This window comes from Mesorhizobium sp. M0870, assembly GCF_040319775.1.
Classification (GTDB): domain Bacteria; phylum Pseudomonadota; class Alphaproteobacteria; order Rhizobiales; family Rhizobiaceae; genus Mesorhizobium.
This window is the reverse complement of the sequence record NZ_JAMYOI010000012.1, coordinates 130,026-155,130: the sequence shown is the minus strand read 5'-3', so window position 1 is coordinate 155,130 and position 25,105 is coordinate 130,026. Positions and strand designations below refer to the sequence as shown.

Below are 25,105 nucleotides of genomic sequence, written 5' to 3'. Positions count from 1 at the left end.
CATCGCGGATCGAAATTGCCTGATCGTCTTAGCGCCTCTCTTTGATCTAGAAAGGTTCCCGAGTTGGAGCTACCAGCGGGGGGGCATTGTCAATAGCGGTGTAATTCAGCCTCGGGATAGTTGGACCGTCTGGTATGTGAAGGGATTAGTAAACTGGGCAAGATCGCGTGAGGGGCTTCCAAATGCGAAATATTATCTTTTTGGGCATTCCGCGGGGGGGCAATTCATGTCTCGGGTCGCGGCATTCGCCTTGCCCGATGCGAAAAGATTCGTAGTTGCAAACCCATCCACTTACGTCTTGCCGTCGCTAGGAGAGCCGACTGCATATGGCCTGGGATGTCTCTCCACGGGCTGTGTCTACACCCCGGATCAGGCCACGGCGGAATTAAAGGCTTACCTGGCTTTGCCGTTGACGATTTATCTTGGAGAGGATGACACAGGGGATGCCGAGCTAAACGAGAGCGCAGCCGCCATGCGCCAAGGAGCAACACGGCTCGAACGAGGCCAATACACATTCGACATGGCGCGAGCCGTTGCGGCCGCTAATGGGTGGCTCTTCAACTGGCGCCTCGTCATTCTGCCGGGCGTCGGACATTCCGCAAGCGACCTGCTCCAGTCTAGCCAAGCTGGGAACGTATTCGGGCTGAAATAGCGAGTTTTGTGATCCTGACATTTCAATTTCAATTAGAGATTCTATCGCGTCAACTCCCAACGTAACCGGAGGCGATCTCAAGGAGAACAAGTGGAAGAGTACAAGCATTTCCTAATTTAGGAATACGTAAACGCTTTGAGCTAAGTTGCCTTTCGTGAGAGGGGCACCTTGAATGCGACGGATGAAGCACCGGCTACTCGATACACGGGGAACTTTTGCGGTGGCGACAGCCTTAGTGGCAGTTCCGCTGAGCTTGGCATTGGGCATGGCCGTAGACTTTACCGCCGCATCCAACTGGAGGTCGCGACTGCAGGAGGTAGCTGATTCAGCAGCTCTAGCAGCTATGGGAAGCGAGGAAGGAGAGGAGAAAACTGTTCAAACGGCCAAATCTTTCGTGCTGAGCAATGGCTCCTTTGCGGCTCATCTTACGGTCGACGTCAGTATTGCATCGTCCACGCCTGTATCCCGAGAGGTAGCTGTTGAAATCGCGGCCGAAATACCGACTCAGTTTATGAGCCTTGTTGGCCTTCGTACGATCGAAATTAAAGTCAAGGCAAACGCTCGCAAGGCAGCCCCAGATTATTGCATATATGCTCTCGATCCTTACTCATACGGCGCAATGACGGTAGCCGGGTTGGGGAATTTGTCTATGCCAAACTGCGGAATCCAGGTCAATTCGTCTGATCCGAGAGCGCTGAGGCACATCGGCAGTGGAAAAATTGCCGCTACTAAGATTTCTGTGGTCGGCAATTACGAGGGGGGCGGATATACTGCGAATCCTAAGACTAACCAGCCCCCCCTTGATGATCCACTCGTGAGTACCCCAGAGCCAGTCCTGCCAAGCCATTGCGACTATGAAAATCAGATGCTCTCAGATGTTGAGATACCTGCGGGTCGCGTATTCTGCGGCAGCATAATCTTTAGCGGCAAAATATCGCTTGCGCCGGGAACGCACTATTTTAACAACGCTGTTGTAGGATTTAGTAACAATTGCCGCCTGGTTGGACATGAGATAATTATCTACGTCAGTTCGAGAACCAGCATCATTCAGGCAGGAGGAAACGGCAGGTTGGAGATTACCCCCCCGACAAGCGGCATTTATTCTGGTATTGCTATCTTTGGATCGCGAACGGCAGCGCCCGGCGAGCTGCCGATAGTATCGTTAGCAGTAAACAAAAACTATTCGATCAAAGGCACAATTTACTTGCCGAATCACAATCTCACATTAACTGGAACAGTTGATCGGAAATTGGACGCCATATTTGGGTTTGTAGTTGCGTGGCAAGTATCTTACAGTGGCAACTCAGACCTTCTCTCGGACGGATTTACGAGTAAACCGCCGGAAGGTCTCGGAAATTCGTCGATTGTGCTCCTGCCATAATGCGGCGCGAATGCTCTATAGGCGAACCACGCATCAACCTTGGGGCGCCCTAAACATTCATGGAAGAGCAGGCTTCGTCGCAGGATGGCCCGTTGAACTGGCAACGATCGTTGAATTTGTCCTCCAGTCAGTTTCCCAACCTGCACGAAGCCGCAAGGCTTACGGCGGGTCAAAGTCCCGAAATCAGCTTCGATCGCGCGACATCCTTTTTCCTCGGGCTGCTCCAGCCTACGCTAGCTGCTCCTCTCGGCGGAGGTTGACCACTTTGTGGCACCAACTATCTTCACCCCGCATGATACGGAACCGACCCTCAAAAGCCCTTCCACACCCGCGCGTGGCGCCACCATGCCGTTTCTCCTAGATGCCGATCTCGGCACAACGTCAGGCACACGATTCTGACCCGGCCGACCAAGCCTGGCTTGATCCATTCGGCCTTGTCTTTCTTCAAGCCCTTCGGCGCTGGGCCGCCGACCTTTCCCTGCACGCGGTCCCAGAGGCGCTTGCGTTTGTCGAATCTGAAATTGACGTTGGCGGTGCCGACATAGCGGCCCTTGTCGGCCATGAGAACTCTTGCCGCCTGCCCCGGATCACGCTGGACCCCGATGATCTCCATCTCCTTTTCATCGTAGCACTTGATTTTGCGCCAGTTCATCGTCGGGCCGCTGCGATAGAGACTGTCCCGGCGCTTCGAGACGATGCCTTCCTGTCCAGTCTGGTCCGCGACGTAGTAAACGACGTCACCCGTGCCGGGCATCGCCTCGCTGAATTGGATGCGGCCGCCGGCCTCGATCATTCCCTGCAGGATCTCGCGCCGGTCCTAGAGCGGGATGCTGCGCAGGTCGTGTCCGTTTAGGTGCAGCAAATCGAAGGCGACGAGATAATAGTTCTGATAGGTCTCGCGGCTGCTGACTGCCGACTGCAGCGCATGGAAATCGGAGAGTCAAGCCTCATCAACCACAATGGCCTCGCCTTCGATGATGAAATCGTCGGCCTCGATCGCCGCAGCTTGGTCGGCAAGTACCTTGTAACGTGCAGTCCAGTTATACCCTCTCCTGGTCAGCAAGCGGATGCCGTCTTCGTCCTTGATGAGCTGCGTGCGGTAGCCGTCGAACTTTATTTCGTGAATCCAGTCGCCACCCTCCGGCGGGTGATCGACAAGCTCCGGCTCCATCGGCTTGATGAACTTCAAGCGCATGAATAGACCCACACCCATGATTAAATCAGCTTTAGCTAAAATAGATCCAAGAAGGATGAACAATGCGGCCAGGTGCGCGTTGCGGATCGACAACCTCCAGGAGGAACACCAATGGGAGACGACAAGAGCAAGCGTGATTTCCGCGACCGCGACCGGGTATCAGGCGACGAAGAATATGAGGTCGGTTATCTCGCCAGCAAGTTTCAGCTTACGATCCCCGAGGTGCGTGAACTTATAAAAAAACACGGCAACGACCGGGAGACGCTGGAACGAGAAGCAAAAGCGCTGGGCAGTAGATGACCAAGCTGTCGGACCTTGGCCCGCCGATCCTTGGCGAGCAGCACGGCGGCGAGCCTGCCGACGAACGGGAGAATTTTATGATTTGCCCGGTATGCGGCCAGCGGCTCGACATGCGTGACTTCCGCCAGGTCGCTTGGCACGATCAGCCCCAACACGAGCCGTTGGAACTGGAGCTCTATGTCACGAGCCGGAATGGGTAGCGATTGCGGACGTGGTCGTTGAAATATCGGCCCTTGGCAAAGGCAGCTTTGAACGCGGTGAAGGTCTCAACCGGTACGTCCAAGAATTCGTAGTGCTTCCCGCTGGCTACAAACCAGACTGAGAGAACCATGTTGTTCGGGTCATAGTCGAACTTGCGTATCGAGGTCGACGGCATGGCGCCCAACGAATGGCGGAGGCCTTGGTTGCATTTCCGCGCTCTTGCCGCGGCAAGCGCCACGGAAAGCAGCCTATTAAGGGCCGCCTTTCCCCTCCGGCGGAGTGTTCGGTTCACCATTCATTTACGATTAGCGCAGTCTCATATGCGGACATGCTAGGTAGCTCGTACATGCCATAAGCCCCGGTGCCGCGACCCAGCGCTGGGGCTTTTTGTTCCCTGGATGAGGCCCGCCGGGGCGCCGCTGCCGCGAACCGCGAGCCGACTCGATCCATCTTGTCCGTGGGCGAAGGGCGTGGACAAGTATCGATACGACAACATGTCTGATCGGTAGCGCACGCGGCGTGGTGCGCAGCGGGCACGTGCGCGCTTGCTGCAAGCGTTCCTAAGCGGCTTGTCTTCGTGACGGTGGCTGCGGCAGCCGCCTTGGTAGCTCAGTTCGCAGTGCAGCACAGCGAAGGCGCCCCTGACCTCCATGTTTCTAACTGGATCGCGCCAAGCCGGAGGTGATCACCGGTGTCGCTTCAATCTTTGACGGCGACACGATCGAGATTCATGGTCAGCGCATTCGCTTCAATGGCATCGATGCTCCCGAGTCGGCGCAGCAGTGCGATGACGCTGCTTGCCTGGCTGCGAGGGCGGCGGCAACCAACATTCCCTAACAGACGCGGATCCTGCACATCTGCGGTCAATTCACTGTAACCGGCCCGGGCCGCCTGCGTGGCGTTCAGGTCGATCATCAATTCGTCAACGAAGCGCGCTTGCTTCGGGGTCAACTCGTTTGCGGGCATGGATGGTCTCCCCGGTCTGAGCGGGTGCGGAAATTTGGTATGTTTCGAACATTGCTAGCGGCGGCCCGCTAAGGTTGTTTTTTACTGTTGCACCTGTGGAGGAGTGCGGCGGTGGACCACCAACCAAAGAACAGTGTTTCGATTGAGCAATTACACGGGCAGTGGGCGGTTCAGATCGTCTAGGATGGCGCGATCACGCAGCAGCTTTTCGAGACCGAGGAATTCGCGAGGAATTTCGCAGCCGGTCAATGGCAAAGGCTCAACCCGAAGCCTGTTCCCCCAACGCGCCGGCAACGCTTTTAGATTGCTAAGCTTCAAAATTACTCAATTCGCAGATGCTGCACCGGGGCCGGAACTTTGATGCAATAGCGAAGTTCGGGAGGAGTATTTTCGCAGCAGGCACGCAGATGAACGGGATCGTAAACGACATCCTGGCCGAGGTGGCAGAGATACTTCCTTCGCTATCACCGGACGAAAAAGTTTCGCTGCCGAAACTCCCAGTTAACGCACCCAACTTTCCCAACGACCTGGAACCGGTGATTCGAGCGGAGACGCCACCCCCGGAGCAGAAGAAACCGTCGACCGTCAGTGCGACGGGAAGCCACCTCCAAGGTGAAGCCTGATGTCGGACGACGGGCGGAACCGAGTTCGGGAAGGCGCGTTGCTCACCAGCGCCACTTCACGAAAGGCCGGAGCAATGGCGGACAACCTATCTCGCAGGCAAGAACAACGCGGCACGCGAAGACTCATGGCGTGGGGCGTGGCGGTTATCCCCTTATTTTTCTCGGCCTGATGGCATTCTTTGTACTTACGCCTTTATCGAACGGCTCTTGGCAGACGGCACCGTTCAAGCGTGCTCCTGAGCAAAACCAGGGCGGTAATGCGCCAGCGGACACGTCACCCAGCCCAGGCGTGAACAAAGACCCTCAGGAAAATACTGAAATGCCCGAGCAGCAGTAGTGGGGGTGGCAACACTCCGCACCAGCTGGAAAACGTTTTCCGGGGCTGCCGGGCGATTTTAACAAAGAACCCGCCTGACTGGGCGGGGCTCCCGGCGCATCTCCGAGCATGAATGTGCCGTGAGCAACACGTAGGGGAATACCACAATGGGAACAAGCCAAGAACCCGTTAGGTTTTGCGATCCAATTGCCGAGCATCGATCGCTATGATCGAACTCGCCGCTTTATCCTCAGCCAAACCGATGAGGCAATCGATCTCGAGCATCGCCTCGATAGGGCCTCGACGACTTATCGACCAGCGAAAGGGTGTGGAGCGGGTCTCTGAGTTGATCGTGGCCTCCTTTATCCGAGCGACCTCGCCTTTGCCAACGCGTATTTGAACAAGTTCCGATCGAGCGCGGCTTTGAACTAAACAGTCTTGCGGCCGAGGACCTCGCAGCTTAGGTGTTCCTTCGCTTTCACAACGGCACAGTCGATGACACCGCGCCTCTTGGAGCAGCAAGGAAGAGCCTAATAACGGTGGGATCTTCGACAACCCGTATAACGCCGCAGACCTTGCCGAGAAGTACGATTGACGTTGAAGAGCGCTGCCGTCATCTTGGCATCTAACGGGCCGTGAGGGCGTGCGATGCGGCGACAGCAGCATTTGTTGCGGCAGTTGCAGTGAGAATGAAGCAGTGGATACGAGAGCCTACGGCAGGTCAGTCTCGTGGGCGGCAACCCGGTTCAAAGCCTCCGTTACTCATTGATTGCCCGCTGCGGGGTAGACCCGGCTGCAACATCGCAACTAGAAGGACGGTCTTCAGATCCTCAGTTGGCGGGCCTACCTGCGAGTCTCCGCAGGCGCTAATTTTTTTGTAAGGCTGGAACCTGTTCGTGAAATCGAAGTTTGGTTTGCAGCTTGGCTTCCGGGCCAGGTCTCGAAGCAAAAGGCCCGTCGCTGTTTCAGTGTCCCTCAGCGGCGGGCCTACTTCGTCAGCCGCTCGACCGTCTCGACGATGGCTTTTGCCAGAGATTCGCACGCCAATTACCGGCAAGCAGCACGGCAATTTCACAGGCGCATTGTGTAGGGATTATCGGGCAGCAGCCGACACGATCAAGCAGCCGAAGCATTGAGTTGAGTGACCGTGCCGACCAATGTCGGATAGAGGTCGTCAGCCGCCGCGCCCCAATAGGCGGCGGACTCTAATGGCGCTCCTTCAAAAATCGGGCTTCACGAAGCAGCGAATTCCAGTCTGTTCCGATAAGCTTGATCAGATCGCGCGCGTCCGGCTCTGAAATGCCGACTTCTTCAGACAAACGTCGGGCAAGCAGTTGCTGAGTGTCTTTGTCCACACGTCCATCGCCATCCTTTTTCATTGGCTCCTCCTTTGAACCAACTCCCGGAATGCGCTTTCGATCACGGAAGGAAAAAGCCTGCCGTCCCGGCAAGTCAGCAGCCTTCCGTGATCTTTTTCATCTGGCCAGGAGCAGCCGAGTTAGCACCGGTATCCTGTTGACCTGGCGCTGCCTGTTTGGCGCTGCCAGTTTGTTTACCCGGAGCGCAGTCCTTGGCGGAGTTCGAGCTCGTTCCACTCGTGGTGGTCGAATCCGTCCCCTGATCGGTCGTAGTGCTCGGCATGGTCTTGGTTGCCGAGGTCGACGATCCGCCTGTCGTCGTGTCGGTCGATTGCGCAAACGCGAGGCCAGTTGACAGTGCCATAATGGCTGAAGCGAAAAGAACCTGTTTCATGATCAACTCCATATCGGTTCCCTTCGGCACCGAACTTCGCTGCGAAACGACGGTTCCAAGAAAATGCGCAATCGCATACCCGCAGCCCATCGCGCGCAATGGCGACGGGCTCGTAGTCATGCTTCGGTATTGTACTCGAGGTCGATTGCCTCTTCAGAGTTAGCCATAAACCACCTCGGGAACATCACGGTCTGCGTTTGTGCGAGCATCGCCCGGAAAGATTCTTGCCAGCCTTTGCTTAGCGCCGGGATGCGCGTGACTGGCTTACTGTGATGCGAGCACGCCAACTCAGCTGGGAACAGCGATATGAGGCTCTCCCATTGAAGAAAGCACATTTGCAAGGTGGTCTCTTCGCGCAACTCCACGAGAGGCCGGCGCCTACGCAATCCCAGGGCCTAATCGAGCCGGTGGCACTCTGGTGACCGTGGTCGGGCCGACCGACGCACGGCCGCCAATGGCGGTCGACTTCGTCGCGGTCGACTTCCGATCGTGCTGAACTGAGGGAGATCGCCAGCGGACGGACGACTGGGGACGACATCGGCAACACCTCCATGTCGACGATGCCGTGTCCGCCTTCACCGACGAGCGCGGAAGACGATCAACCGCGTTCGTCCGTGTGCGACACGCGCCGAGCGGTGCGCGCGGCCGGCTGGCGCTATTCAGATCGGCTGCCGCAGGTCGATTGACATGAGGAGCGCCAAGGACCGTATCTAATTTTATGTTCTCTTCACGATTCTGGGTTTGGTCATTCGCCGGGATTGAGCCGCGCTCTCGACGGCCAAGGTCAGCCGCTTCTCGTCTTCGACGGCGCGGTCGACTGCCTCAATTTGCTCTTGGAGCGCCTTCAGCTCGGCTCCGTAGCTGGAGCCGTCGCTATCCCCAATTTGAAAGCCACTTGCCCGCATCGCGTCGCGAGTATGGTGCACATTACGAATTCCTTCGCGTCGAGTCGCGACCAGAATTTCCCTAAACTCATCAAGACGTTCAACGTGACTGCGAGTCATTGCGTTCTCCTAATTCGTCGTTATCGTCGCCGACGGCCATTCAAGAACGGTGGAACCTCACCGCGCAGAAGGCTTAAGTGACTACATGGGATGCCCTCGACAAAGCATTAGTGCGGAAGTTCAAATTTGAACGGCTTGCAATAACGTGTGGAGCGAGCACAGCTTCATTAGACATCGGTACATATTATTGCCGACGCTTGATACAACGAGGTTCGCTTCGGCATCACCTACAATTCTAGTCCTCGAAGCCCATACATAGCGTCTCACAAACCGCGACGGAGCACTGGAATAACACGCCCGATCGATGAGATCGGGTTGGATTTTCGACATCTGATCGATCGCCGACAAGTACACCAATGTACCGTCTGAATTAGCGAAGCGCGGCGCACCCTTGCCGCAATCGGCATGTTCACAGAATTGGTTTGGATCCGCGCCTGCTCGTCAGGCGCCGGCGTCATGCCTTCCGCAAACCTTAGCGGTTCGTCGGATTGGTCGGCCCGACCAAGGCCTGGGTCGATGGAAAGCTTGTTGACAACCGTCGCGTTGACCTCCCGGTCGACACGATTGAACTGCAATTGACCCTTCATATTATGGCTGAGGATGTCCTTCCTTCGGCGTCGCCGGGCCACCCAAGCATCATCGTTAGCCTGATCGAGAATGACCGCTCGCCGATCGGGCAGGTTCTCATCGGCTCTCCGCTGGGTCGATGACAATAGTGCAACTGGTGATGTCGAGATTTGATTTGGGGGCCACAGGCTGGCAGATGGAACGGCGCATGGCCGGCAGGTAGATGTTGCCAATGGTCTTCCTTGCCATCGGCCGGGCGAGATATTCCATTCAGAAGCCGTCGGCCATAATCAGACAGCGCCTGGACTGGAACGCGTCGCGAAACGCCGGTTCGGCATTGGAATCGCCGCCTTGGGTATCTCCTTCGCCCAGAAGGAACCAGCGGCCCTCGCATTCTTGGTGGTTGCTGTCCTCGCCAGCCGGGGCGAAGGGCACTGGCGCCGCGGAGGCGCAAGGTAATGCCTCGATCGTGATGGCTCGGTTTGGTTTTTCCTAGTCACGGGAACAGACGCCGCAGGGCGGCGTTTAGCGAGCCACGACGGCTAAAAGGCCAGCCACTCGATCGGCGGGCGCGCAATCATCAGCCAGAAGATGGCGAGCACAGCCGCAAAGGCTGGAAAGCCGAAGGCGAACCAGAGCCTGAACAACTGATTGTAACGCTCAGGCGGGGGTTGGTTGGACGCCGCGGCCAATATGGCGAGATTGCGCATCTTGATCTGCATCCACACCACAGGCAGCCAGAACAGGCCGGTCGCAATGTAGAGCATGATCGAAAGAACGATCCATCCTTCAGCAAGCGAATAGCCCGCGTACTGGGCGAGAGCGATTCCGGTCACAGGTTGCGCAATAACGGCCGTAGCCGTGAACAGAAAGTCGGCGAGGACGACGACGCGGGCGACAGCCGCGATGGTCGCGGCATTTCCGGTTCGGTGTGCCAGAAGCATGAAGAAGGCGATGCCGGCGCCAGTTCCCAACAGCACAGCCGCACCGATGACATGCAGGTATTTGAGCACGAAATAGATCATCAGCGTTCCTCCAGCACCGCCAGAGCGACAAAATGCAGAACCAGGATCGGCAGGATTTTCATCAGCGGGCCGAGCGGCTCGTTCCAGAGCTCCGGTCGCAGAATGCTCCCAGCGATCGCATAGAAAAGCGACAGCGCGATTGCGCCGAAGAGACCAAGCCGGCCGGTCGGGCGCCAGGCGATCAGCGCACCGACGATCATGTCGGCCAGCGCGCCGGCGACGACAGCCGGCCCGGCCAGCGCGCCGACCGCGGTGTCGATGAGCAACTCAACTCCGCTGCGCCAGCCGGTGGTGAGGGAAATAACGCCGGTCATGATCCAGAAGAAGGGTAGCACAACGAAGATGGCAGGCTTAACAACGTAGAGACCAGCGAACCATCGTTCCTGCACCGTGGCAGGGTTAAGGCTGAGTGCGGTTGCAAGACTTGACGGTTGAATGCCGGTCTCCGCTATCCACGGCTGGGGATCACCGACCGCGCCCCGCTCGATCTCCTTTGCGGCATTGCTGCGCATCGGCGGACGCCAGCCGAGCTGAGCCGCTGCATCCCCAACCCGGTATAGGATTGCTGCGGCCCAATTGGGCAGGATGAATTCCCGGGCGCTGTTCCATCCGAACCAGTGGCGGTAGCAGGCAACGACCTTGTTCATGGAAAGGGCTTCAGGCCCAGCCAGCTCCAGAGCGAGGCGCGATGGGCTGTCGGGCCTAAGAAAGAAGAGAACGGTGGAGATCACGTCGTCGAGCTGTACGACCTGAAGACGACCCGTGTCGGGCATCACAGGCAACAGTGGCAAAGCAGCGAGACCACGAAAAAGCGCGCTTGCGCCGAACGCCGGCCTCCCCAGCACAACCGAGGGGCGCAGGATCACCCAGTTGAGATCGCGCGCCATCAATGCCTCATCGCCAGCAAGCTTGCTGGCGGAGAAAGCGGACGGCTGCTGGCGAACGACGCCGATAGCCGAGAAGTGGATGACCTTTTTCACATTTGCCTGTTCACACGCGGCAAAGAGTGCCGAGGCGCCGCCTGTATGGACATGCTGGGTATTCTCACTAACGCTGTCCTGCAGAACGCCGGCGCAATTCACAACGGCATCGGCACCGGCAAGATGAGGGATCCAGTCCTGCGCCCGCAGCGCATTTGCCATGTCGAGCAAGATGGGAGGAGGCCCGGTGAACGGGGCAACACTGGGGCGATGGAGCACACGAACGACGTCATGTCCCCCGGCCGCCAGCCGCGCGCAAAGCGCGGCCCCGATCAGACCCGACGCGCCGGTGACGAGAACTCTCATTTCGCGTGCCCGGCATTCGGCGATGCTCGCGGCTCGAGCGGTCTCGTCGCGGGGCCGGAAAGAACCTCACCAGCTTTATCGAAGCGGGATCCATGGCATGAGCAGTCCCACGTCCGGTCGACCGGATTCCATCCAACAACGCAGCCGAGATGGGTGCAAATCGCGGAGCGGACGGTTACCGTACCGTCGTGCGCCTTCCTGATAGCCAGTTGCTCTCCGTCGTGCTCGATCACCCCCCCTTCTCCTGGGCGGATCTTGCTGATTTCCATAGTTCTTGAACCCAGGAGCCGTTCGGCCACCAAATGAGTAGCCGTCTTGACGTTCTCGGATATGAACGTCGGGCCGCCGGCGAGCGGCTTGATACGAGTCGCGTCGAAGATCTCCGCCGCAGGATGGCATTTGCCGAGAAGCTGCGACGCGAGGATCTCTCCTGCAACGGCACCTTGTGTGATGCCCCATGCGTCGAAACCGGTAGCAACAAGAAGGTCTGGTTTGGAAGAACTCGCCAAGCCGACAAAGGCCATTCCGTCCATTGATCGGAAATCTTCGTTTATCCAAAGGTGCGACGGTTGGTTGATAGAGAACGTTGCCTTGAGGAAGGCCAGCATGTCGGCGACGGCGCGATCCGCACCCTCGCGGTCTCCGGTCTTGAATTCGCCGCCGGCGGCCACCAGAAAGCGCTTGCCGTCACGGTTCGTCGTGCGAAAGGAATGAGACGGCCGGCCGGCACTGATGAACATGCCGTCCACTCTTGCTTGTTCCGGCAGTGGCGCTGCCGCGACCGGATGCGCGAATGGAAAAGCCTTGGCAAAGAAGAGTCCGTCTCCGATGATGGGCATCTGCGTGGCGACGACGACCTTACCGGCGGTCACAATGCCGCCAGCCAGAGTCAACTGATAAGGCCCCTCGCCTGCAATCTCAAGAACGCGGCTGTTTTCGAAAACGGAGATGGTGCTCTCGCTCACCAGACGGGCCAGCCTGCAAAGATAAAGATACGGATCGAACTGGTACTGGCCGGAAAAGCGGAGCGCCGCGGTCGCCGTAACGGGCAGCTCCGGGTCGGACAGGAATTCGGCGGGCAATCCAAGCGATGCGGCGGCGTCGGCCTCACGGCGTAACGTGTCCGCCTGTTGTTCGTCTTCAGCATAGATGAAGGCAGGTTTGGCTTCCAGCTTGGCCTTATCCACCATAAGCAAGCACTGTGCAGCGATCTCCTCCTTGGCCTTTTCATTCGCGTCCGCGTAAAGCTTCGCGCCTTCGCGGCCGAAATTGCGAATGAGGGAAGCGAATTTGAGCCCATGCTGGGATGTGACCTTGGCGGTGGAGCGGCCGGTGGCCTGCTGGCCGATCTGACGTGCCTCGAGGAGCGCTACCCTCAGACCCGAGCCCCGCAGCAGACAGGCAGTCTGCAGTCCCACGATACCCGCGCCGACGATCGCGACTTCGAAGTTGTGATCGCCCTGCAAGGCACGAAATGAAACCTCCGGCTCTCGATCTAGCCAAAACGGGATCGACTTCATCGGTCAGGCCCTCTCTCTCGCCTTTCCAAGACTGACTGTTTGGCGTCCACAGGCCTGCCGAACGCCTCCGATTCCGCGGCTTCCAGTTCGCTGAGCGATTTCGCGAGCACGATACCCCACACCATGTGCACGGCGATCATCAGCAGATTCCTCTCTGCAGGATGGCGCCATGCGGGGGCAAGAATTCGCGCTGCAGGAATCCAACCCAGATAACTGGCCGCCCACACACCGAGGCCATAGAGTGTGCCGCTGCCGCGACGGCGTGGCAAAAGCGCGAACGCTGCACCGCTCATCGCGCCGAAGCCGAAGTGGGCCAACAGAGTATTCGTTCGCGCCTGCCTTTCATCGCCCCCGATGTTCAGGCGCTCAACAATTTCACGGGGCGGCAATGGGTAGCGACTCGTGTCGTTCAGCACCCCATGGAACCGCCTCATGGCGCTGGTCATCGCCATCGTCGCCGCAAGGCCGGCCAGAGCTCCCAACATCATATGTCGCACAGCATTCTCCTGACGCGATCCTGCCCAACGGGGTTGCGGGTTGATTGTTCCTTGAGGTGTATCTCGATCGCATCGCAAGGTTGCTGCACGTCATCGAGGCGACGAGCAGGGCCTCAAGGCTGATGGTCAACGAAATGATCGTCAACACGTTTCCGAGCCGGACTGACAACCAAATCCACGCTCTTGTCGGCGCCCAAGGCAGGCCGCTCAGGCCAGGCGAGCGACATCGCCTCCGCAGCGGACTTGGCAAAGGGGTTAGGCTCAATGCTGCTCGCCGACGGGGGCTACGATGCCGAAGCATTGCTAGGGCCAATATTCCTCGCCCCAACTGTAGCCCAGATAGGCACTCCATCCACGCCCAGCCAATTCGACCTTGACAATTATGTTCCGTTTTTGTTCACTGTGCGCACAATCTTTTGGAGCGATCTCATGGACCACGTTGTGACGCTCACAGCCGCCAGGAAGCTGCTTTGCAGGCAATCCCTGACAAGTTCGTTGCTCAGCATAAGGGCGACCCTGTGAAGGCGTTCAAAGAAATGATTGTCCTCAATTGCCATCTGCAAGAACAGCTTGACCCGCCCTCTCCGCACCGCGCCGGGCAAGTCGCTAGATCTAGGAGACCGAAATGGCCGCAATGCATCTGGACGCCGACGCCGAAGCCGAATTGCACTCGAAAGCGGAGGAGCTCATCGCTCGCTACGAAAGCCCGCTTGAGGCCGTGAAGGCGCTCATGGCCTACACCTGCGAGCTTGAGACCCAAATCCTCGCTCTCGCCAACAGGTACCCTGGCTTCGTGGCGATCAGCTACGATCCCACGCCGCCTGTGCTGGCATGACTTAGGCGGCTCTCGATGCACGACCTTATCGCTTTCATTGGCAATAACGCCGAACTGGTCATCGCCCAGCCGACAGCCTTCGCCACATTCGCCGTGCTGTTCGGAGGCGGTGGATTTGCAGTTGGGCGCTATTTCTTAGCAGAGCGCATCGCCAATCTGGAAAGCCGAATTGCCAGACGAGATGACGAAATCGTTGAGCTGAGAGCTAAACAGGCACGGCCAGAGCGGGAGGCATCGATGATACCGATCATAGGCACGTCTGAGTTTGTTCCCAGCGAGCCGGTCACGTCACGCCAGCCGGTGGCCCAGCGAAGGGAGAGCCTCAGACAGCTTGCTGCCGCAACAGAAGGCCCCGAGACTCATCGTCGTCACAGCATTTGACCGCGATGAGAGCGGCGACCTTCAGCTCGTCTTTGGGCCAGCCGAGCAGCAGACCGAGGACCGCGCCATAAGGACCGCGAGGGGGCTGGCGGGTAAACACGCTGGCGTCACTGCGTGGTCGCGCGATGCCAATCCTTCGCTTGGCGAATATGGGGAGCCCACAACCCTCTTTGTGGGCGGGCGACGTGCCAGATATGGAATGACCACCGTTGCCGCAAGAAGAGTGTATACGGACCGCCGCTAGGCCTTGGCCTTCTGCCTTGTTGGCGCTTTCTTTGCTCGCGTTTTCGCAACTGCCTTGCGGCCAAGACCGGAAGACTTGGCGAGCTCCGACCGTTGAGCCGCGTAGCTCGGCGCCACCATCGGATAGTCTCGTGCGAGGCCCCATTTGGCTCTGTATTCGTCGGGTGTTATTCCCAGCAAACCAAGGTGGCGCTTCATAGACTTGAACTTGCGTCCGTCCTCTAGGCTGACGATGTAATCGGGAAAAACCGACTTCTTTGGATTAACTGCCGGAACAAGCGCGGGCGGCGGCGCTACCACCGGCTGACTCAATTGCGACAAGGCAGAATTCACACTGGCGATCAATTCGGGGAGAACGGCCGCCGGGATCGCGTTCTTCTGAACATACGCCGCCACTATGTCGGCAGTGAGCTGCAACAACTGGACCTGCTGAGCTTCAGCGTCATTCTGCATGGTTGAAGGCTTTCCCATCTGATGTGCCTCTGTCTCTATTAAGGAGGTGCACAAAGTGCAACGGCCCGCGGATCATGGTGGGTCTCTCACGCGAAGAACCTTGTCTAAATTCTAAGCTTGGAGGGCACCTCGCCTTGCTAAATAGCCCCGTATTCGGCTGTAGTGCTATCCCGGATGCGTTTGGAGGCGCCGCTCGAACTTTCTGCAGAGTCGAGTACACGACTATCATAGTTAATTGTGGCTGCCGGTGACCTCGCGTAATCAAAAGCTCACGGTAGCTTTTCCACGGAGGACGGTATGTTATATCCAGGTCGGTTTTTGGAGCCGAGCGATATTATGGTGCTTGCCCATGTTTGTAGGACGGTCTGTAAAGAGCGCGGTGTACGTGTCGCTTCGCAGGACGGAGAGCGCATAGCTACACACGTACTCAGACTGTTTATGAACGGCTTGACTGGAGAGAATGAACTGCTCGATGCTGAGCGGAATTGGGCTCGACAGCGTGACCTGTCTTCCCAGGAGCTTCCCGTCAACGACGCAGAAATGAGAGATGCCGCCTAATCAAGTTTGATTGGTGCGCCGAAGACCCCCCTCACCTGCGATTTGCCGGGTGATCGACAACAAAACTTACCTTTGAGTTTTTGTGGAGCCGTCTCAGCGGGCTAGGAACCGAAATGGTTCTTGCCGTGAAGAGTGCGACCTCGACGGCTGTTTTGGCTGGCCGGCCACCACAGATCAACAGGACGGATTTGGTCATGAAAGGAAGCCGACCGGGTATTTCGCTGTTGGATTTCGACATACTCTCTCGGACCCTTACGTCACCCATAAGGGACAGCCCGGAGTGCGATTGGAAAGTCCAGGCGCACGAGCTTTTGCGCCTATACACCGGCAAAAAGTCAGCCGACGAGAATTTGGTCGCAGCCTTGCTTCATGCCAGTGGCGCCCAGTTCGATTTTGGAAGCATCCAATGCCAGTGGCCGGCAAGTTTGACTGAATACCTGCGCAGCTCGACGTGCTCTCTCACCGAGTTCGAGGGTCCAGATTCATAAATGGGATGTTACGGCTGGGCAGAATCTTGCGATCCGGACTCCAGGCAGTTTGCACTGAGGACAGTTACCGATGTTTTCCTTCAACCGGACTCGTCGGAATGCATGCAAGCGGCGGGTACGTCATTCGTATTGAAATTTTTGTGCACTGCGCGCCGAGTAGCCAAGCAAGCAGATCGACCCCAAGGGCCGCCGAAAAACTCTTCACCGCGGCAATCTGAAGATTCCCCCCTGCAGCAATCAGTGCATCGACAAGGACTCCACCCTTCGCTTGGTCCTTGCTGAGTGCAGGTAATCGTGACGGAACTCAGCAAGAATGGCCAGCCCTTCCCAATCATGGATGGTCAATTGGCCATTCACGAGCGAAGTAAGCTGCTTTTCTCGAAGAGCCTTGAGTGTCCGGTTGATGTGGACAGCTGACAGCCCTGTGGCCTCCCCAAGGTCAGCTTGCGTCACAGCAAAAGCGCAGCTTTGATCGAACGCGAGGCCGGCGTCATCCATAGGCAGCATGATCTCACAGAGAAGATGGGCCACTCGGCCAAGTGCTTGGCGCTTCCCTACATTGACCACCCATTCGCGAAAGATCGATGCATCAACCAGTGTCGTTCGCCAAAGATTTGCCGCCAGCCTAGGGTAGCGTTCGCAGAGCAGCCGGATAGCCGAGTGATCTATGAAGCCAACACTGCAAGCGCTCACCGTTCGAACGTCGCTATGCTCCGACACTCATGCGTGTGCTCCGCATTGGTCTACGGTCCGCCGGCTCCAAGGGGCGCGCGTTGGAACGTCGACGAGGAGGTGTTTCCCCCATCCCCATGCTTTGTGGGAAGGCTGCATCACGGCCGTTAATATATCTTTTATCGCTAATATAAGGACATTCCGCGTCAGCAGCGTTGGCAAAGCCCGCCACCGTGAGGCAGCGGGCCGTCGCCGGGCTGCCTGTGCAACAAAGGTCGTCGATCCGCGTTGAGGCTTGGTCTCAGTGGAGCTTCGACAATGGACCCGGCAACCGCAGCAGTATTGCTTTTACTCTCTTGCAGCCCAGGCCAGGCTGTCTGCAAGCCCATTGATGCCGCGCCGACCACATATGCGTCGTTGGACGCGTGTCGGGCATCTCTGAAAGACAGGCTCGCAGGTGCGCCAAACGGGGAAATCGTCGGACGATGCCATCCTGTCGACGAGACTGTCACCGGTTCATTGCCCGCCGGGTACACCACCGTTGTTGTCACGCGGGGCGTTGGGAGCAAAGCCATCAGCAATAGCTACATCGTTCAACACAAGGAATAGAAACGCCCGCCACCGTGAGGCAGCGGGCCAAATGCTACAGCTTCAGGCTGCACCGCCTTCCGAAGCCTTGACCGCGTCTTCCAATGCTTCTTCCGGCAGGAACGACCAGAGCAGCGCATCAACGTCCTCGGGCTGGACGTCGCCGTATTTGCCAGTGGCGAACTCTTTCAAGAACTCGGCCTTAGTGCGGAGTTCCTCCATGGTGGTGCAACGATAGACGCACACGGCGTTCAGGGCTTGCGAAGTGCAACGGTCGACTGCTTGCCGAGATCCGGCGCCACCTTGGCGAGCGTCACTTGCTTTCTCAGTGGCGGGCCATATCCGTCCGCTGACTTCGGCCGGCAAATCCTGGTGCACCATTGCCGTCGACCTCGATACGCAAATTCGAATATGATCCGAACACCACGGTCCTCTCAGTGTGGTTTGTAGCCAGCGGGAAGCACTACGGGTTTTTGGACGTACCGGTTGAGACCTTCACCGCGTTCAAAGCTGCCTTTGCCAAGGGGCGCTATTTCAACGACCACATTCGCAACCGCAACGCGTTCCGGCTGGTGACGTAAATCTCCAACTCCAACGGCTTGTCGGGTGGAAACTCATGGGGGTTGGTGCGCTCGGCGCCACGGGCATGGCAGCGGCCGCGCTGGCGTCGCTCGTCACCGCATAATGGCATGACGTCTGGCGCGTGCTGCGGGGTGGGTGAATCGAAACGCGGCCTAAAATCTAGAATTTGTAAGCCAGACCGAAACGAACTTCGTCAGTTGCTAGGCTCAAGTCGTAGGGACTCCCATTTTGAAGTTGTCTGTGCCGAAGTCACTGTGGCGATATTCCGCTCGTCCAATCAGATGGTTAGAAAACAAATAGTCGATGCCGGCTCCAATCGTCCAGCCTTCAAGGGTTTGGGTACCCAACGACGATCTGCCGTTTCTGTCTTGATAGGAAATCTCTGCTCTGGCGAGTGCTAGGCCGCCAGCAATGTATGGAAGAAACCGCCCAACAGCATAACCCGCGCGAAGCCGGGCCGAGCCCGTCCATTGCAGACGCTCGCCAATGTCTTCACCACCCTCTAACGGCGCCCCACCCTGCTGCATGTCGGCGAAGTCGTCAGAATTGCTATATGCGATGTCACCTTCTACACCGAAGACAACGTTGCTCAGCGACTGAAAATTGTAGCCCGCGTAGACGCCACCTATGAAAGCCCTGGCCTCTGAGTCGGCAAAGTTTCCTGGGGAAGCTCCCGATCCTTCCTCCTCGGTGAAAACAAAGTGACTTTTGCCGGCGATGTATCCCGCGTCAAATCCGGCATAGGCCCCAGACCAATTGTGTGATGGCAGTACGTCCGCCGAACGTGCCGCAGACTGCGCAAACAGCAGTATGCATACGGTCGTGCCGACAGGCAGCAAGTTTGGCTAGACAGTTTCGCAATTTAACCCCGTTCGCGTTCTTCGCGGTCCCGCGCAACTGATACATGAGGTCGGCACCGAAAGCGAGATGTACAGATAGTGGGCGCGACCTGATCCAAGATATGGCGCGGGTAGGTGTAGAGCGCGAGGTCGACGACATCATTGCCGGTCTAGAACGCGTTCGCTCCCTGTCAAAGCTGCATCGGTGAGCTTGGCGTATCTGTCGAACAATGCCAATTTCTTCGGATAGGTGAGGTAAGTGAGGTGCTGGCAGCCGAAGCAACGATGTTGAGCGGCAGACTTAAACCAGCGCCCAGGCTTTACAAAGCCCAATCCACATTCCGAGCATCGGAATTCCATCTCGATCGATTGCAGGCTTTCAGACAGAGGCATCTTGTCATTTCCTACAGTCGCTTGATCTCGGAAAGTCCCAGCCGTATCCGCTGGCCTTCCGCATAGGACAGGGCGAACGATTCCAAGTCGAATGAGCGGGTAAGTTCTTCGTCGTCGGCTACTATGCGGACGAACCACTCTCCGCAGGCCTCTCCGACCTCAACGCGAGCGGGCGCCCTGTTCGTGTTGGCGCTTTCCATCGCAGCCTCCCTAGAAAGCAATGGTAAACGAAATGATTAAAGCCGATGGGATTGGGGCCGCAAGGCTGTGTACAAAACGTACAGTCGTCGCTTGCACAAGGACAAGGCCGACCCCAAGGTACCTACCCATTCAAGGCACCTAACTCAACGAGGAATGATGCAGCGATCAGGTCGTCGCCAGCAATCTGGCCGCGACCGTCTTCCATAATGGCTGCAACCTTTTGGAAGGTCTTTATTTCGGCCTTGGTTATGCGTGCTGCCCGCACTCTCGCCTGGAGATCAGCCAGGCGCGCCACGAGCGCTTGCGACGTCTCGACTTCAAGGTTCATCATCTTATTTGGTCCGGTTGAGAGTGGGCGATTGACGTGCACGTTCTGTGCCGACCACGGAAACACAGCCCCGCGCCCAACGTTCCCTTGTGGGACTTCAGTCTCAATAGCGACGGACCAAAGTCCGTCCCCAAAACGCAATGGTCCTACAGCCAGATTTAGCCGGAACAACCCGTACGAAATGATTGTTGTTTCAGTCGTGAAATCGGCACAGCTACGTCCCTTCCTGTGCTGAAAGGACCCGCAAACCGCTACCCTGGCTAGCGGGTCCTTGTTCTCAGATTTGCGCCAGCGTGATGAATGACAATCAGCCGCCGTCAAACAGGTTGGTGCACGAGCCACCGGCACAATGGCAGAATAGCGCCGGGGTGCTTCTTGCTGCCGCTGCCCTGACCTCATCCTTATGCGCCCTGCTACTGGCATCCTGGATGTTTGTATGAGCGGGCCTCAACTCTCTTGCGAAGTGGTTAGCGGACAATCCGCCCTCGTTGTCCACCGCTGGGGATCAGAGGTTCAAGGTCGGATAGCTTTGGCATGGCGGTCTACAGCAGTGGTTTACATTCGGCATGGATGGTCTTTACGAGCCGAACGTATTCGGTCTCTGGTTTGCCGTAGGTGCCATTTGCGCAAGCCGCAAGGCCGCTGCGGTCCCTAATACGCACTTCGCCTCGCCGAGAATAGATGAGCCCGCGTCCTTCCAGCATTTGAAGCCCAACTGTAACCCCTGGCCGTCTTGCTCCAAGCATGACGGCGAGAAATTCGTGGGTGATCGCGAGGCGTTCGCCGTGGACCCGATCGTCACACATCAGAAGCCATCGCGCCAAACGCTCTTCAAGGTTTGATTTTGCGTTGATCAGGGCCGTATAGCCAGTTTGGATGTGGAAGTAGTGGACATAGCGTAACAGGAAGAGGCGCAACGTTGGGCTGTTCGCAAGAGCCGCCTTGAATGGCTCCGCTCCAATCCGCAAGGCGTTGCCCGGCGACTGGACGTAACAATCATGCGCCGCATAGTCCGCGCCCATCACGAGCGCCGCACCAGTCATTCCCTCAAATCCGACGAGCCCAACCTCAGCTTCCTTGCCTGAAACGGTCGCGACCACAGAAGCGATGCCGTCCTCCGGAAAGTAAACCGTCTCGATGTCGGAATCGGCTTTCTCCAGGTTCATTTTCAAATTGAGGGCACATCGCTCAAGATGTGGCTGCAAAAGCCCCAGGTCACCAGGGTTAAGCCGACGCAGCAATTCGTTTTTATAGGAATCGTTCTGTGGATTGGTCATAGCTCAGTCCCGCTTGGGGCAAGAGCATTCCAATCTCCCTGCCGTCCGCGCCCGTAAACACGTGCAGACGATTTGGAAAACGTACGCCCTCTGGCGCGCGATTGACAGCGAAATGCGAACTGATGCACGGCGTCCCCTCTGCCGCCGAATTACAAAACACGGGTGTACAAAGTTAAAGGGTTGGAATCGTACAGAACTCTGCTTCGTACGAATCCGACAATTATGATCCGCCAACGAGCCGGCTTGATGTGGCGCAAGTCGTGGATTCGGGTCCTGCTACGTCGGACTAAGCCCATCTCGACATGGCGGGATGCCCGCCGGCTCGCCAGGCCGGTTCACGGATGGTGGAACAAAACCGCGCTGTCGAACTTCGGCAGTTGCACCGTTCCCATTCAGTGCTTTCCCCATGAGAACTGCCCGCTGGCCTCGCGGCTGGCGGGCTTTTTTCTCTTGGTGTCCAATACCGGAACCAAAGCGGTAACGTCAGACCTTAGTAGGTTCGGCACAAGACTTTAGCCCTGCCGGGTTAATAGAGGAAGTTGATGGGCTCCATATAGGGCCACCTTTATGAATACCAGACTGCGCCAATATGGTGCGATCACGGAATCCGGTGCCGAGCACGGCCCCGATTTGCGAGACATGGCGCTGGAGGAGCGGCGCGAGGCCCTTGCCAGTATGATCGAGCCCGACGGCCGCATGCATCCAGTTCAGTGAGCCGCTGCCGGCGAGCGGCTGTGGCAACGCGTCCAGGAGCGCCCAGGCACGGCGCCTAAGGGCATGAAGCGGCGGCGACGCGGTGGGCCAAGCCGGGGCTGATCGGCCGTGTGAAGCACCTGCGCGGCGAAGAAGACTTGCGGCACGCTTCACTGCAGGTTTCAGGGAGGAAGAGCAGGGTCGCTCAAGGTGTTGCTAATATACACCACCCACAGCATCTCTAACGCATCGCGCGCGGATCCGCTTCCATCGGCTACCCCGTTTCGTCAAAATCACAGCGAACAATGCGAGGCGGTGAAATGGACAAGCGGCAAGATAACAAGACCATTGAGCTGTGCTGTCTGCTAGCCGTGCCGGCATCACTGCTCCTCACTGTGGTATTCGCTGGGATGGTCCTTGGCTGACTAACGCACTGTGGGCGTCACCAGCCGCACAACATCAAGCGCGACCGTCACCACCGGGCCACCCAGGCTGACGGTTACGGCGTCCTTCTCGACCCGTGTGACGCTGCCGATCAGTTCCATGGTCTGGCCTTCGTGGTGATATCCCGAACGGAATGGGGAAATCCGTAGGTCGGTGTTGACACGCTGATCCTGTCGTCAGTGACACGTCGAATAATGGTGGCGTCGATCGCCACCTCATCGCCGATGTTGAGATCCCTAGCCATGCACTGGAGTCTGGTGCGGCCGTCTCACGGGTCAAGTAGCGGAACCTGATGTGCACTTTGAACTTATCGTTTGATGAGCACACGCAGCATCAACTTTCTCGATCGGTGGATGGCAGAGCACCTGCCCAACACGATGACTGATGATCCAGTGGCGGTTAGCGACCTCACTGACGAAATGATGAAATCTCCTGCGGATCGTGAGGGAATCGGTGCCGACGAGATCAACGAGGAGGTCGACAGCGACTTTGAGGTGATCTTCAAGGCGATGCACCACCGGGAAGGCAGCTTGGCCGAATAACCCTTGCCATCCAGGTCCGAGTGAGGAATATAATCCTCCCGTTGCGGCGATCCCCCTCAAACGGAGTTCGCTACCATGGCAAGGTCAAAACCCTCAAAGCAGTTATCACAGGCTGAAATCGAGCGCTTTTTGGGGGCAGCGGAAGCGCTGCACCTAAGGCATCGTCAAGCCGTTCATATCGCCACACTGCGACCACTACAGGCAGACACGCATCTTGCATGAGGTGCTGTTAAAGGCCGTGCGGGAAGTTACTGGGAGGGAAGTCGAATGCATCCGGTGGAATTTGACCGGCCCAGCACGACAAAGGCCGGAGCACCCGGCAGAGGAGCCCGCATAGCATGGTTCCCACCGACGAAGGGCCTGAGCCGCGAACTTTTTGCGATCCAGACCCCTGGCCGTCGGGTTCTTGGCGACATTGCGCCCGCGGAAGGCCGTTCGCAAGCTGGACCTTGGTCTTGCTATTCCTGCGGAGCGCGTCAACGTCGGAGACGCGCTGAACAGTTAGAATTTCATCGCGATGCCGACGCGGAAATCGTGCGTCTGAAGCGTGTGTTCCAGCGTGCATCCGCCGCCGCAATATTCAAGCGACTTCTTGCCGAAGAAGGAGAAGTCGTATTCGCCTCGCAAGAACACGTTGTGTGTGAGAGCGACGTCGATGCCTGCTCCAACAATACCACCGACCAAAGTTGCATCCCGCTCGGCGTTTCCACCTGGATAGAACGTCTTCAGCTTTGCGGCGGTTACACCAGCCGTGACAAACGGCATGTAGGCTCCCATGTCCATGCCAACGCGACCCTTTACGGATCCGAACAAACCTGTGGAGGCGTCGAGAACACCTGGGCCTGGAATGTCGTCGAAGGTGTTCTTCTTAAAGCGGTAGCCAAGCTCGCCTTCGACGCCGTAGACAATCTTGCCGGATTGGAAGTTATAGCCGGCAAAGCCGCCGACCGTTGCCGAGCCGACGTTGTGCGTTGCGCCAGCCTGGGCACCCGGCTCATAGATCTTGTAGTGTTCCAACGTTCCGGCGCCGAACACGCCGGCGTATGGCCCTTGCCAGGTCCATTCAGGGGTATCGACAGGAGCGGTCATCATATCGGCGGCGATAGCCGGAGCCGCCGAAAGCGCAACAAATGAAGCAAGCAAAAAAGCTTTCATGAAATCCCCATCAAAATCACCAAGCGCTTTATACCGATGAGCCTGCAACTTTGTATGTAGCTAGGAAGTCACACCTGTAGCAAAGTTGCTGCGCCTGCGGAGACCCGGCGCCATTCATTCCAGCCATTGTATGATGTTGCCCCTGCGTCCAGGGGCAAGCGACCGACGCATACTGGGGGGCGGATTACTTGAAAGCGTCGGCCGCTGCCATTTGGCGGGGGGCGTCTTCACTGACGCACCAGCACATTAGGCGCCATGCGGGCGAACTTCATTCAGATTGCCCGCGGATAGTAAATAGCCGGTTACTTTCCACAGGTATGGCGTGGATCGACGAAGCCTAAGCGCTGCCGTCCGTCTCGCCTTCCTCGTCAATCATCCAGACTGGCAGATAGGCCGTTCGTTTCCAGCCACTCACGCAATACAATCTGAACGAGATCCAAGCGCTTCCAAACTTCGATGTTGGAAAAGGTTCCCTTCCTGAGCTCCTGCGGTAGCCTTCATGTTGAAAGATGAAGGCTGCGCCAGCCGATGAGCGACATAGATCGAAGGTGATGTCAGGGTGAAATCTCGCGCCAATCAGTGGATTCGACAACAAATCATAAACTGTGCATGGTCGGGTTGGTGTCGGGGGATACCTACATGCATTGGCGTTCGTGTTTTTCTACTGTGTGGCGGTTCTAATTTCGGGCTGCGCGGCTGACTATTTGAACAACTATGATTCGGTGACGCTTGCGGCCGGCGATGCGAACCCGCCAACGGGCTTCTGCAGACCGTCGATCCCTTCAACCCAAACAGCAACAACACCCACATTGAAAGCGACGGGCAGCGGATAGCCGGCGTCGTTCAACGGTATCGCGGTACGACTTTGGCGCCGCCTGCACCAAGCGGCACGGTCGTGAATGTAGGCGATAGCGGCCACATCCCTGCGACGTTCGAACCCAAACTGACAGCGCTGGAAGACCGCGCGAACCGGTCAAAATCTTCTTCGCGATAGCGAAGCGGAAGATCTGCGCTGGCAGTTAGGCTGACTCGACTCAGGCAACATAGCAGCAGAGCCGCCCACGGCTACTCACGGGTGCGCTGGCGACGAGCGTCGTCCGATGGGCAGGAGCCGCCCAAAAAAAGCGCCTCATGAGGCCAATCGGCCT

General features: G+C 57.6%; 29 protein-coding genes and 2 pseudogenes. 11 read left to right on the top strand and 20 right to left on the bottom strand.

The window, feature by feature from the left end:
• Positions 1 to 824: 824 nt before the first annotated feature.
• Positions 825 to 2,033, top strand: coding sequence for a pilus assembly protein TadG-related protein (locus NKH97_RS16890; RefSeq protein WP_352760949.1), 1,209 nt, complete (start codon positions 825 to 827; stop codon positions 2,031 to 2,033).
• Positions 2,034 to 2,343: 310 nt separating this feature from the next.
• On the opposite strand, the gene NKH97_RS16885 is transcribed toward NKH97_RS16890, so the two are convergent.
• Together NKH97_RS16885 and NKH97_RS16880 are read right to left on the bottom strand one after the other, a co-directional pair.
• Positions 2,344 to 2,826 carry a DNA ligase-like domain-containing protein gene (locus tag NKH97_RS16885; protein ID WP_352760947.1) on the bottom strand — a complete coding sequence of 161 codons (483 nt, stop codon included), beginning with the start codon at positions 2,824 to 2,826 and terminating at the stop codon, positions 2,344 to 2,346.
• Between the two features lie 147 nt (positions 2,827 to 2,973).
• Positions 2,974 to 3,321: an ATP-dependent DNA ligase gene (locus tag NKH97_RS16880; protein ID WP_352798018.1), complete on the bottom strand. Its 348-nt coding sequence runs from the start codon at positions 3,319 to 3,321 to the stop codon at positions 2,974 to 2,976.
• 18 nt (positions 3,322 to 3,339) lie between these two features.
• On the opposite strand from NKH97_RS16880, the gene NKH97_RS16875 reads away from it, so the two are divergent.
• Both NKH97_RS16875 and NKH97_RS16870 read left to right on the top strand, forming a co-directional pair.
• Positions 3,340 to 3,528 carry a DUF3606 domain-containing protein gene (locus NKH97_RS16875; RefSeq protein ID WP_352760941.1) on the top strand — a complete coding sequence of 63 codons (189 nt, stop codon included), beginning with the start codon at positions 3,340 to 3,342 and terminating at the stop codon, positions 3,526 to 3,528.
• The gene (locus NKH97_RS16870) at positions 3,525 to 3,728 is read left to right on the top strand and encodes a hypothetical protein (RefSeq protein ID WP_352760939.1); all 204 of its coding nucleotides are present in this window, start codon (positions 3,525 to 3,527) and stop codon (positions 3,726 to 3,728) included. The genes NKH97_RS16875 and NKH97_RS16870 overlap by 4 nt, the downstream gene beginning before the upstream one ends.
• Here the strand turns inward: NKH97_RS16870 and NKH97_RS16865 are convergent.
• Both NKH97_RS16865 and NKH97_RS16860 read right to left on the bottom strand, forming a co-directional pair.
• On the bottom strand, positions 3,704 to 3,859 hold the full coding sequence (locus NKH97_RS16865; protein WP_352760993.1) for a KTSC domain-containing protein: 156 nt from the start codon (positions 3,857 to 3,859) through the stop codon (positions 3,704 to 3,706). The genes NKH97_RS16870 and NKH97_RS16865 overlap by 25 nt on opposite strands.
• A gap of 569 nt (positions 3,860 to 4,428) precedes the next feature.
• On the bottom strand, positions 4,429 to 4,695 hold the full coding sequence (locus NKH97_RS16860) for a terminase small subunit (protein WP_352760938.1): 267 nt from the start codon (positions 4,693 to 4,695) through the stop codon (positions 4,429 to 4,431).
• Between the two features lie 407 nt (positions 4,696 to 5,102).
• Between NKH97_RS16860 and NKH97_RS16855 the strand changes: the two genes are divergently transcribed.
• Positions 5,103 to 5,318 (top strand): hypothetical protein, encoded by a 216-nt coding sequence (locus NKH97_RS16855; RefSeq protein ID WP_352760936.1) that lies wholly within the window; start codon positions 5,103 to 5,105, stop codon positions 5,316 to 5,318.
• A gap of 1,521 nt (positions 5,319 to 6,839) precedes the next feature.
• Here NKH97_RS16855 and NKH97_RS16850 read toward each other — a convergent pair.
• From NKH97_RS16850 to NKH97_RS16815, 8 genes are all read right to left on the bottom strand, one after another.
• A complete protein-coding gene (locus NKH97_RS16850; RefSeq protein ID WP_352760934.1) occupies positions 6,840 to 7,013 on the bottom strand; it encodes a hypothetical protein in 174 nt (57 codons plus the stop codon).
• Positions 7,014 to 7,086: 73 nt separating this feature from the next.
• Positions 7,087 to 7,386, bottom strand: coding sequence for a hypothetical protein (locus NKH97_RS16845; protein WP_352760932.1), 300 nt, complete (start codon positions 7,384 to 7,386; stop codon positions 7,087 to 7,089).
• Between the two features lie 716 nt (positions 7,387 to 8,102).
• Positions 8,103 to 8,390: a hypothetical protein gene (locus NKH97_RS16840; protein WP_352753853.1), complete on the bottom strand. Its 288-nt coding sequence runs from the start codon at positions 8,388 to 8,390 to the stop codon at positions 8,103 to 8,105.
• 684 nt (positions 8,391 to 9,074) lie between these two features.
• Positions 9,075 to 9,227, bottom strand: coding sequence for a hypothetical protein (locus NKH97_RS16835; protein WP_352760929.1), 153 nt, complete (start codon positions 9,225 to 9,227; stop codon positions 9,075 to 9,077).
• A 272-nt stretch (positions 9,228 to 9,499) separates the two neighbouring features.
• On the bottom strand, positions 9,500 to 9,982 hold the full coding sequence (locus tag NKH97_RS16830; RefSeq protein ID WP_352760927.1) for a DUF2269 family protein: 483 nt from the start codon (positions 9,980 to 9,982) through the stop codon (positions 9,500 to 9,502).
• Entirely contained in the window at positions 9,982 to 11,268 is a 1,287-nt protein-coding gene (locus NKH97_RS16825) for an SDR family oxidoreductase (RefSeq protein ID WP_352798010.1), read from the bottom strand. Before NKH97_RS16825 ends, NKH97_RS16830 begins: the two co-directional genes overlap by 1 nt.
• Positions 11,265 to 12,788 carry an FAD-dependent oxidoreductase gene (locus NKH97_RS16820; RefSeq protein ID WP_352798007.1) on the bottom strand — a complete coding sequence of 508 codons (1,524 nt, stop codon included), beginning with the start codon at positions 12,786 to 12,788 and terminating at the stop codon, positions 11,265 to 11,267. Before NKH97_RS16820 ends, NKH97_RS16825 begins: the two co-directional genes overlap by 4 nt.
• Positions 12,785 to 13,276, bottom strand: a complete 492-nt coding sequence (locus NKH97_RS16815) for a hypothetical protein (RefSeq protein WP_502895246.1) — start codon at positions 13,274 to 13,276, stop codon at positions 12,785 to 12,787. The genes NKH97_RS16820 and NKH97_RS16815 overlap by 4 nt, the downstream gene beginning before the upstream one ends.
• A 634-nt stretch (positions 13,277 to 13,910) precedes the next feature.
• On the opposite strand from NKH97_RS16815, the gene NKH97_RS16810 reads away from it, so the two are divergent.
• The 3 genes and pseudogenes from NKH97_RS16810 to NKH97_RS16800 all read left to right on the top strand — a co-directional run bounded on the left by NKH97_RS16810 (position 13,911) and on the right by NKH97_RS16800 (position 14,704).
• Positions 13,911 to 14,120 carry a hypothetical protein gene (locus tag NKH97_RS16810; protein WP_352753860.1) on the top strand — a complete coding sequence of 70 codons (210 nt, stop codon included), beginning with the start codon at positions 13,911 to 13,913 and terminating at the stop codon, positions 14,118 to 14,120.
• 15 nt (positions 14,121 to 14,135) lie between these two features.
• The gene (locus NKH97_RS16805; RefSeq protein WP_352753861.1) at positions 14,136 to 14,501 is read left to right on the top strand and encodes a hypothetical protein; all 366 of its coding nucleotides are present in this window, start codon (positions 14,136 to 14,138) and stop codon (positions 14,499 to 14,501) included.
• Positions 14,452 to 14,704 (top strand): annotated as a pseudogene (locus NKH97_RS16800) (hypothetical protein). Before NKH97_RS16805 ends, NKH97_RS16800 begins: the two are co-directional and overlap by 50 nt.
• 37 nt (positions 14,705 to 14,741) lie before the next feature.
• On the opposite strand, the gene NKH97_RS16795 reads toward NKH97_RS16800, so the two are convergent.
• The 3 genes from NKH97_RS16795 to NKH97_RS16785 all read right to left on the bottom strand — a co-directional run bounded on the left by NKH97_RS16795 (position 14,742) and on the right by NKH97_RS16785 (position 17,695).
• Complete coding sequence (locus tag NKH97_RS16795) at positions 14,742 to 15,197, bottom strand: Ros/MucR family transcriptional regulator (protein ID WP_352753862.1); 456 nt, start codon at positions 15,195 to 15,197, stop codon at positions 14,742 to 14,744.
• A gap of 1,283 nt (positions 15,198 to 16,480) precedes the next feature.
• A complete protein-coding gene (locus NKH97_RS16790; protein WP_352753863.1) occupies positions 16,481 to 16,963 on the bottom strand; it encodes a Crp/Fnr family transcriptional regulator in 483 nt (160 codons plus the stop codon).
• 603 nt (positions 16,964 to 17,566) lie between these two features.
• Positions 17,567 to 17,695, bottom strand: coding sequence for a hypothetical protein (locus tag NKH97_RS16785; RefSeq protein WP_352760916.1), 129 nt, complete (start codon positions 17,693 to 17,695; stop codon positions 17,567 to 17,569).
• A 245-nt stretch (positions 17,696 to 17,940) separates the two neighbouring features.
• Here NKH97_RS16785 and NKH97_RS16780 point away from each other — a divergent pair, with 245 nt between their 5' ends.
• Complete coding sequence (locus NKH97_RS16780) at positions 17,941 to 18,084, top strand: KTSC domain-containing protein (RefSeq protein WP_352760991.1); 144 nt, start codon at positions 17,941 to 17,943, stop codon at positions 18,082 to 18,084.
• 207 nt (positions 18,085 to 18,291) lie between these two features.
• On the opposite strand, the gene NKH97_RS16775 is transcribed toward NKH97_RS16780, so the two are convergent.
• From NKH97_RS16775 to NKH97_RS16760, 4 genes are all read right to left on the bottom strand, one after another.
• Positions 18,292 to 18,924 carry an outer membrane protein gene (locus tag NKH97_RS16775; protein WP_352760914.1) on the bottom strand — a complete coding sequence of 211 codons (633 nt, stop codon included), beginning with the start codon at positions 18,922 to 18,924 and terminating at the stop codon, positions 18,292 to 18,294.
• Between the two features lie 404 nt (positions 18,925 to 19,328).
• Entirely contained in the window at positions 19,329 to 19,517 is a 189-nt protein-coding gene (locus NKH97_RS16770; RefSeq protein ID WP_352798001.1) for a hypothetical protein, read from the bottom strand.
• Between the two features lie 122 nt (positions 19,518 to 19,639).
• Positions 19,640 to 19,849, bottom strand: coding sequence for a hypothetical protein (locus NKH97_RS16765; RefSeq protein WP_352760911.1), 210 nt, complete (start codon positions 19,847 to 19,849; stop codon positions 19,640 to 19,642).
• 539 nt (positions 19,850 to 20,388) lie between these two features.
• Positions 20,389 to 21,123, bottom strand: coding sequence for a Crp/Fnr family transcriptional regulator (locus tag NKH97_RS16760; RefSeq protein WP_352753334.1), 735 nt, complete (start codon positions 21,121 to 21,123; stop codon positions 20,389 to 20,391).
• 567 nt (positions 21,124 to 21,690) lie between these two features.
• Here NKH97_RS16760 and NKH97_RS16755 point away from each other — a divergent pair.
• From NKH97_RS16755 to NKH97_RS16745, 3 genes and pseudogenes are all read left to right on the top strand, one after another.
• Complete coding sequence (locus tag NKH97_RS16755) at positions 21,691 to 21,837, top strand: hypothetical protein (protein WP_352753332.1); 147 nt, start codon at positions 21,691 to 21,693, stop codon at positions 21,835 to 21,837.
• A 740-nt stretch (positions 21,838 to 22,577) separates the two neighbouring features.
• Positions 22,578 to 22,802, top strand: coding sequence for a DUF768 domain-containing protein (locus tag NKH97_RS16750; RefSeq protein ID WP_352753328.1), 225 nt, complete (start codon positions 22,578 to 22,580; stop codon positions 22,800 to 22,802).
• 75 nt (positions 22,803 to 22,877) lie between these two features.
• Positions 22,878 to 23,139, top strand: a pseudogene (locus NKH97_RS16745) (hypothetical protein).
• 164 nt (positions 23,140 to 23,303) lie between these two features.
• Here NKH97_RS16745 and NKH97_RS16740 read toward each other — a convergent pair.
• On the bottom strand, positions 23,304 to 23,957 hold the full coding sequence (locus NKH97_RS16740) for an outer membrane protein (protein ID WP_352753326.1): 654 nt from the start codon (positions 23,955 to 23,957) through the stop codon (positions 23,304 to 23,306).
• Between the last annotated feature and the right edge of the window lie 1,148 nt (positions 23,958 to 25,105).

Excerpts from the sequence above, each read along its gene's own strand:
- NKH97_RS16890 (WP_352760949.1), top strand. The coding sequence starts at position 825 with ATGCGACGGATGAAGCACCGGCTACTCGATACACGGGGAACTTTTGCG.
- NKH97_RS16885 (WP_352760947.1), bottom strand. The coding sequence starts at position 2,826 with ATGATCGAGGCCGGCGGCCGCATCCAATTCAGCGAGGCGATGCCCGGC.
- NKH97_RS16875 (WP_352760941.1), top strand. The coding sequence starts at position 3,340 with ATGGGAGACGACAAGAGCAAGCGTGATTTCCGCGACCGCGACCGGGTA.
- NKH97_RS16870 (WP_352760939.1), top strand. The coding sequence starts at position 3,525 with ATGACCAAGCTGTCGGACCTTGGCCCGCCGATCCTTGGCGAGCAGCAC.
- NKH97_RS16865 (WP_352760993.1), bottom strand. The coding sequence starts at position 3,859 with ATGGTTCTCTCAGTCTGGTTTGTAGCCAGCGGGAAGCACTACGAATTC.
- NKH97_RS16860 (WP_352760938.1), bottom strand. The coding sequence starts at position 4,695 with ATGCCCGCAAACGAGTTGACCCCGAAGCAAGCGCGCTTCGTTGACGAA.
- NKH97_RS16855 (WP_352760936.1), top strand. The coding sequence starts at position 5,103 with ATGAACGGGATCGTAAACGACATCCTGGCCGAGGTGGCAGAGATACTT.
- NKH97_RS16850 (WP_352760934.1), bottom strand. The coding sequence starts at position 7,013 with ATGAAAAAGGATGGCGATGGACGTGTGGACAAAGACACTCAGCAACTG.
- NKH97_RS16845 (WP_352760932.1), bottom strand. The coding sequence starts at position 7,386 with ATGAAACAGGTTCTTTTCGCTTCAGCCATTATGGCACTGTCAACTGGC.
- NKH97_RS16840 (WP_352753853.1), bottom strand. The coding sequence starts at position 8,390 with ATGACTCGCAGTCACGTTGAACGTCTTGATGAGTTTAGGGAAATTCTG.
- NKH97_RS16835 (WP_352760929.1), bottom strand. The coding sequence starts at position 9,227 with ATGGAATATCTCGCCCGGCCGATGGCAAGGAAGACCATTGGCAACATC.
- NKH97_RS16830 (WP_352760927.1), bottom strand. The coding sequence starts at position 9,982 with ATGATCTATTTCGTGCTCAAATACCTGCATGTCATCGGTGCGGCTGTG.
- NKH97_RS16825 (WP_352798010.1), bottom strand. The coding sequence starts at position 11,268 with ATGAGAGTTCTCGTCACCGGCGCGTCGGGTCTGATCGGGGCCGCGCTT.
- NKH97_RS16820 (WP_352798007.1), bottom strand. The coding sequence starts at position 12,788 with ATGAAGTCGATCCCGTTTTGGCTAGATCGAGAGCCGGAGGTTTCATTT.
- NKH97_RS16815 (WP_502895246.1), bottom strand. The coding sequence starts at position 13,276 with ATGATGTTGGGAGCTCTGGCCGGCCTTGCGGCGACGATGGCGATGACC.
- NKH97_RS16810 (WP_352753860.1), top strand. The coding sequence starts at position 13,911 with ATGGCCGCAATGCATCTGGACGCCGACGCCGAAGCCGAATTGCACTCG.
- NKH97_RS16805 (WP_352753861.1), top strand. The coding sequence starts at position 14,136 with ATGCACGACCTTATCGCTTTCATTGGCAATAACGCCGAACTGGTCATC.
- NKH97_RS16795 (WP_352753862.1), bottom strand. The coding sequence starts at position 15,197 with ATGCAGAATGACGCTGAAGCTCAGCAGGTCCAGTTGTTGCAGCTCACT.
- NKH97_RS16770 (WP_352798001.1), bottom strand. The coding sequence starts at position 19,517 with ATGGAAAGCGCCAACACGAACAGGGCGCCCGCTCGCGTTGAGGTCGGA.
- NKH97_RS16765 (WP_352760911.1), bottom strand. The coding sequence starts at position 19,849 with ATGATGAACCTTGAAGTCGAGACGTCGCAAGCGCTCGTGGCGCGCCTG.
- NKH97_RS16760 (WP_352753334.1), bottom strand. The coding sequence starts at position 21,123 with ATGACCAATCCACAGAACGATTCCTATAAAAACGAATTGCTGCGTCGG.
- NKH97_RS16755 (WP_352753332.1), top strand. The coding sequence starts at position 21,691 with ATGAATACCAGACTGCGCCAATATGGTGCGATCACGGAATCCGGTGCC.
- NKH97_RS16750 (WP_352753328.1), top strand. The coding sequence starts at position 22,578 with ATGAGCACACGCAGCATCAACTTTCTCGATCGGTGGATGGCAGAGCAC.
- NKH97_RS16740 (WP_352753326.1), bottom strand. The coding sequence starts at position 23,957 with ATGAAAGCTTTTTTGCTTGCTTCATTTGTTGCGCTTTCGGCGGCTCCG.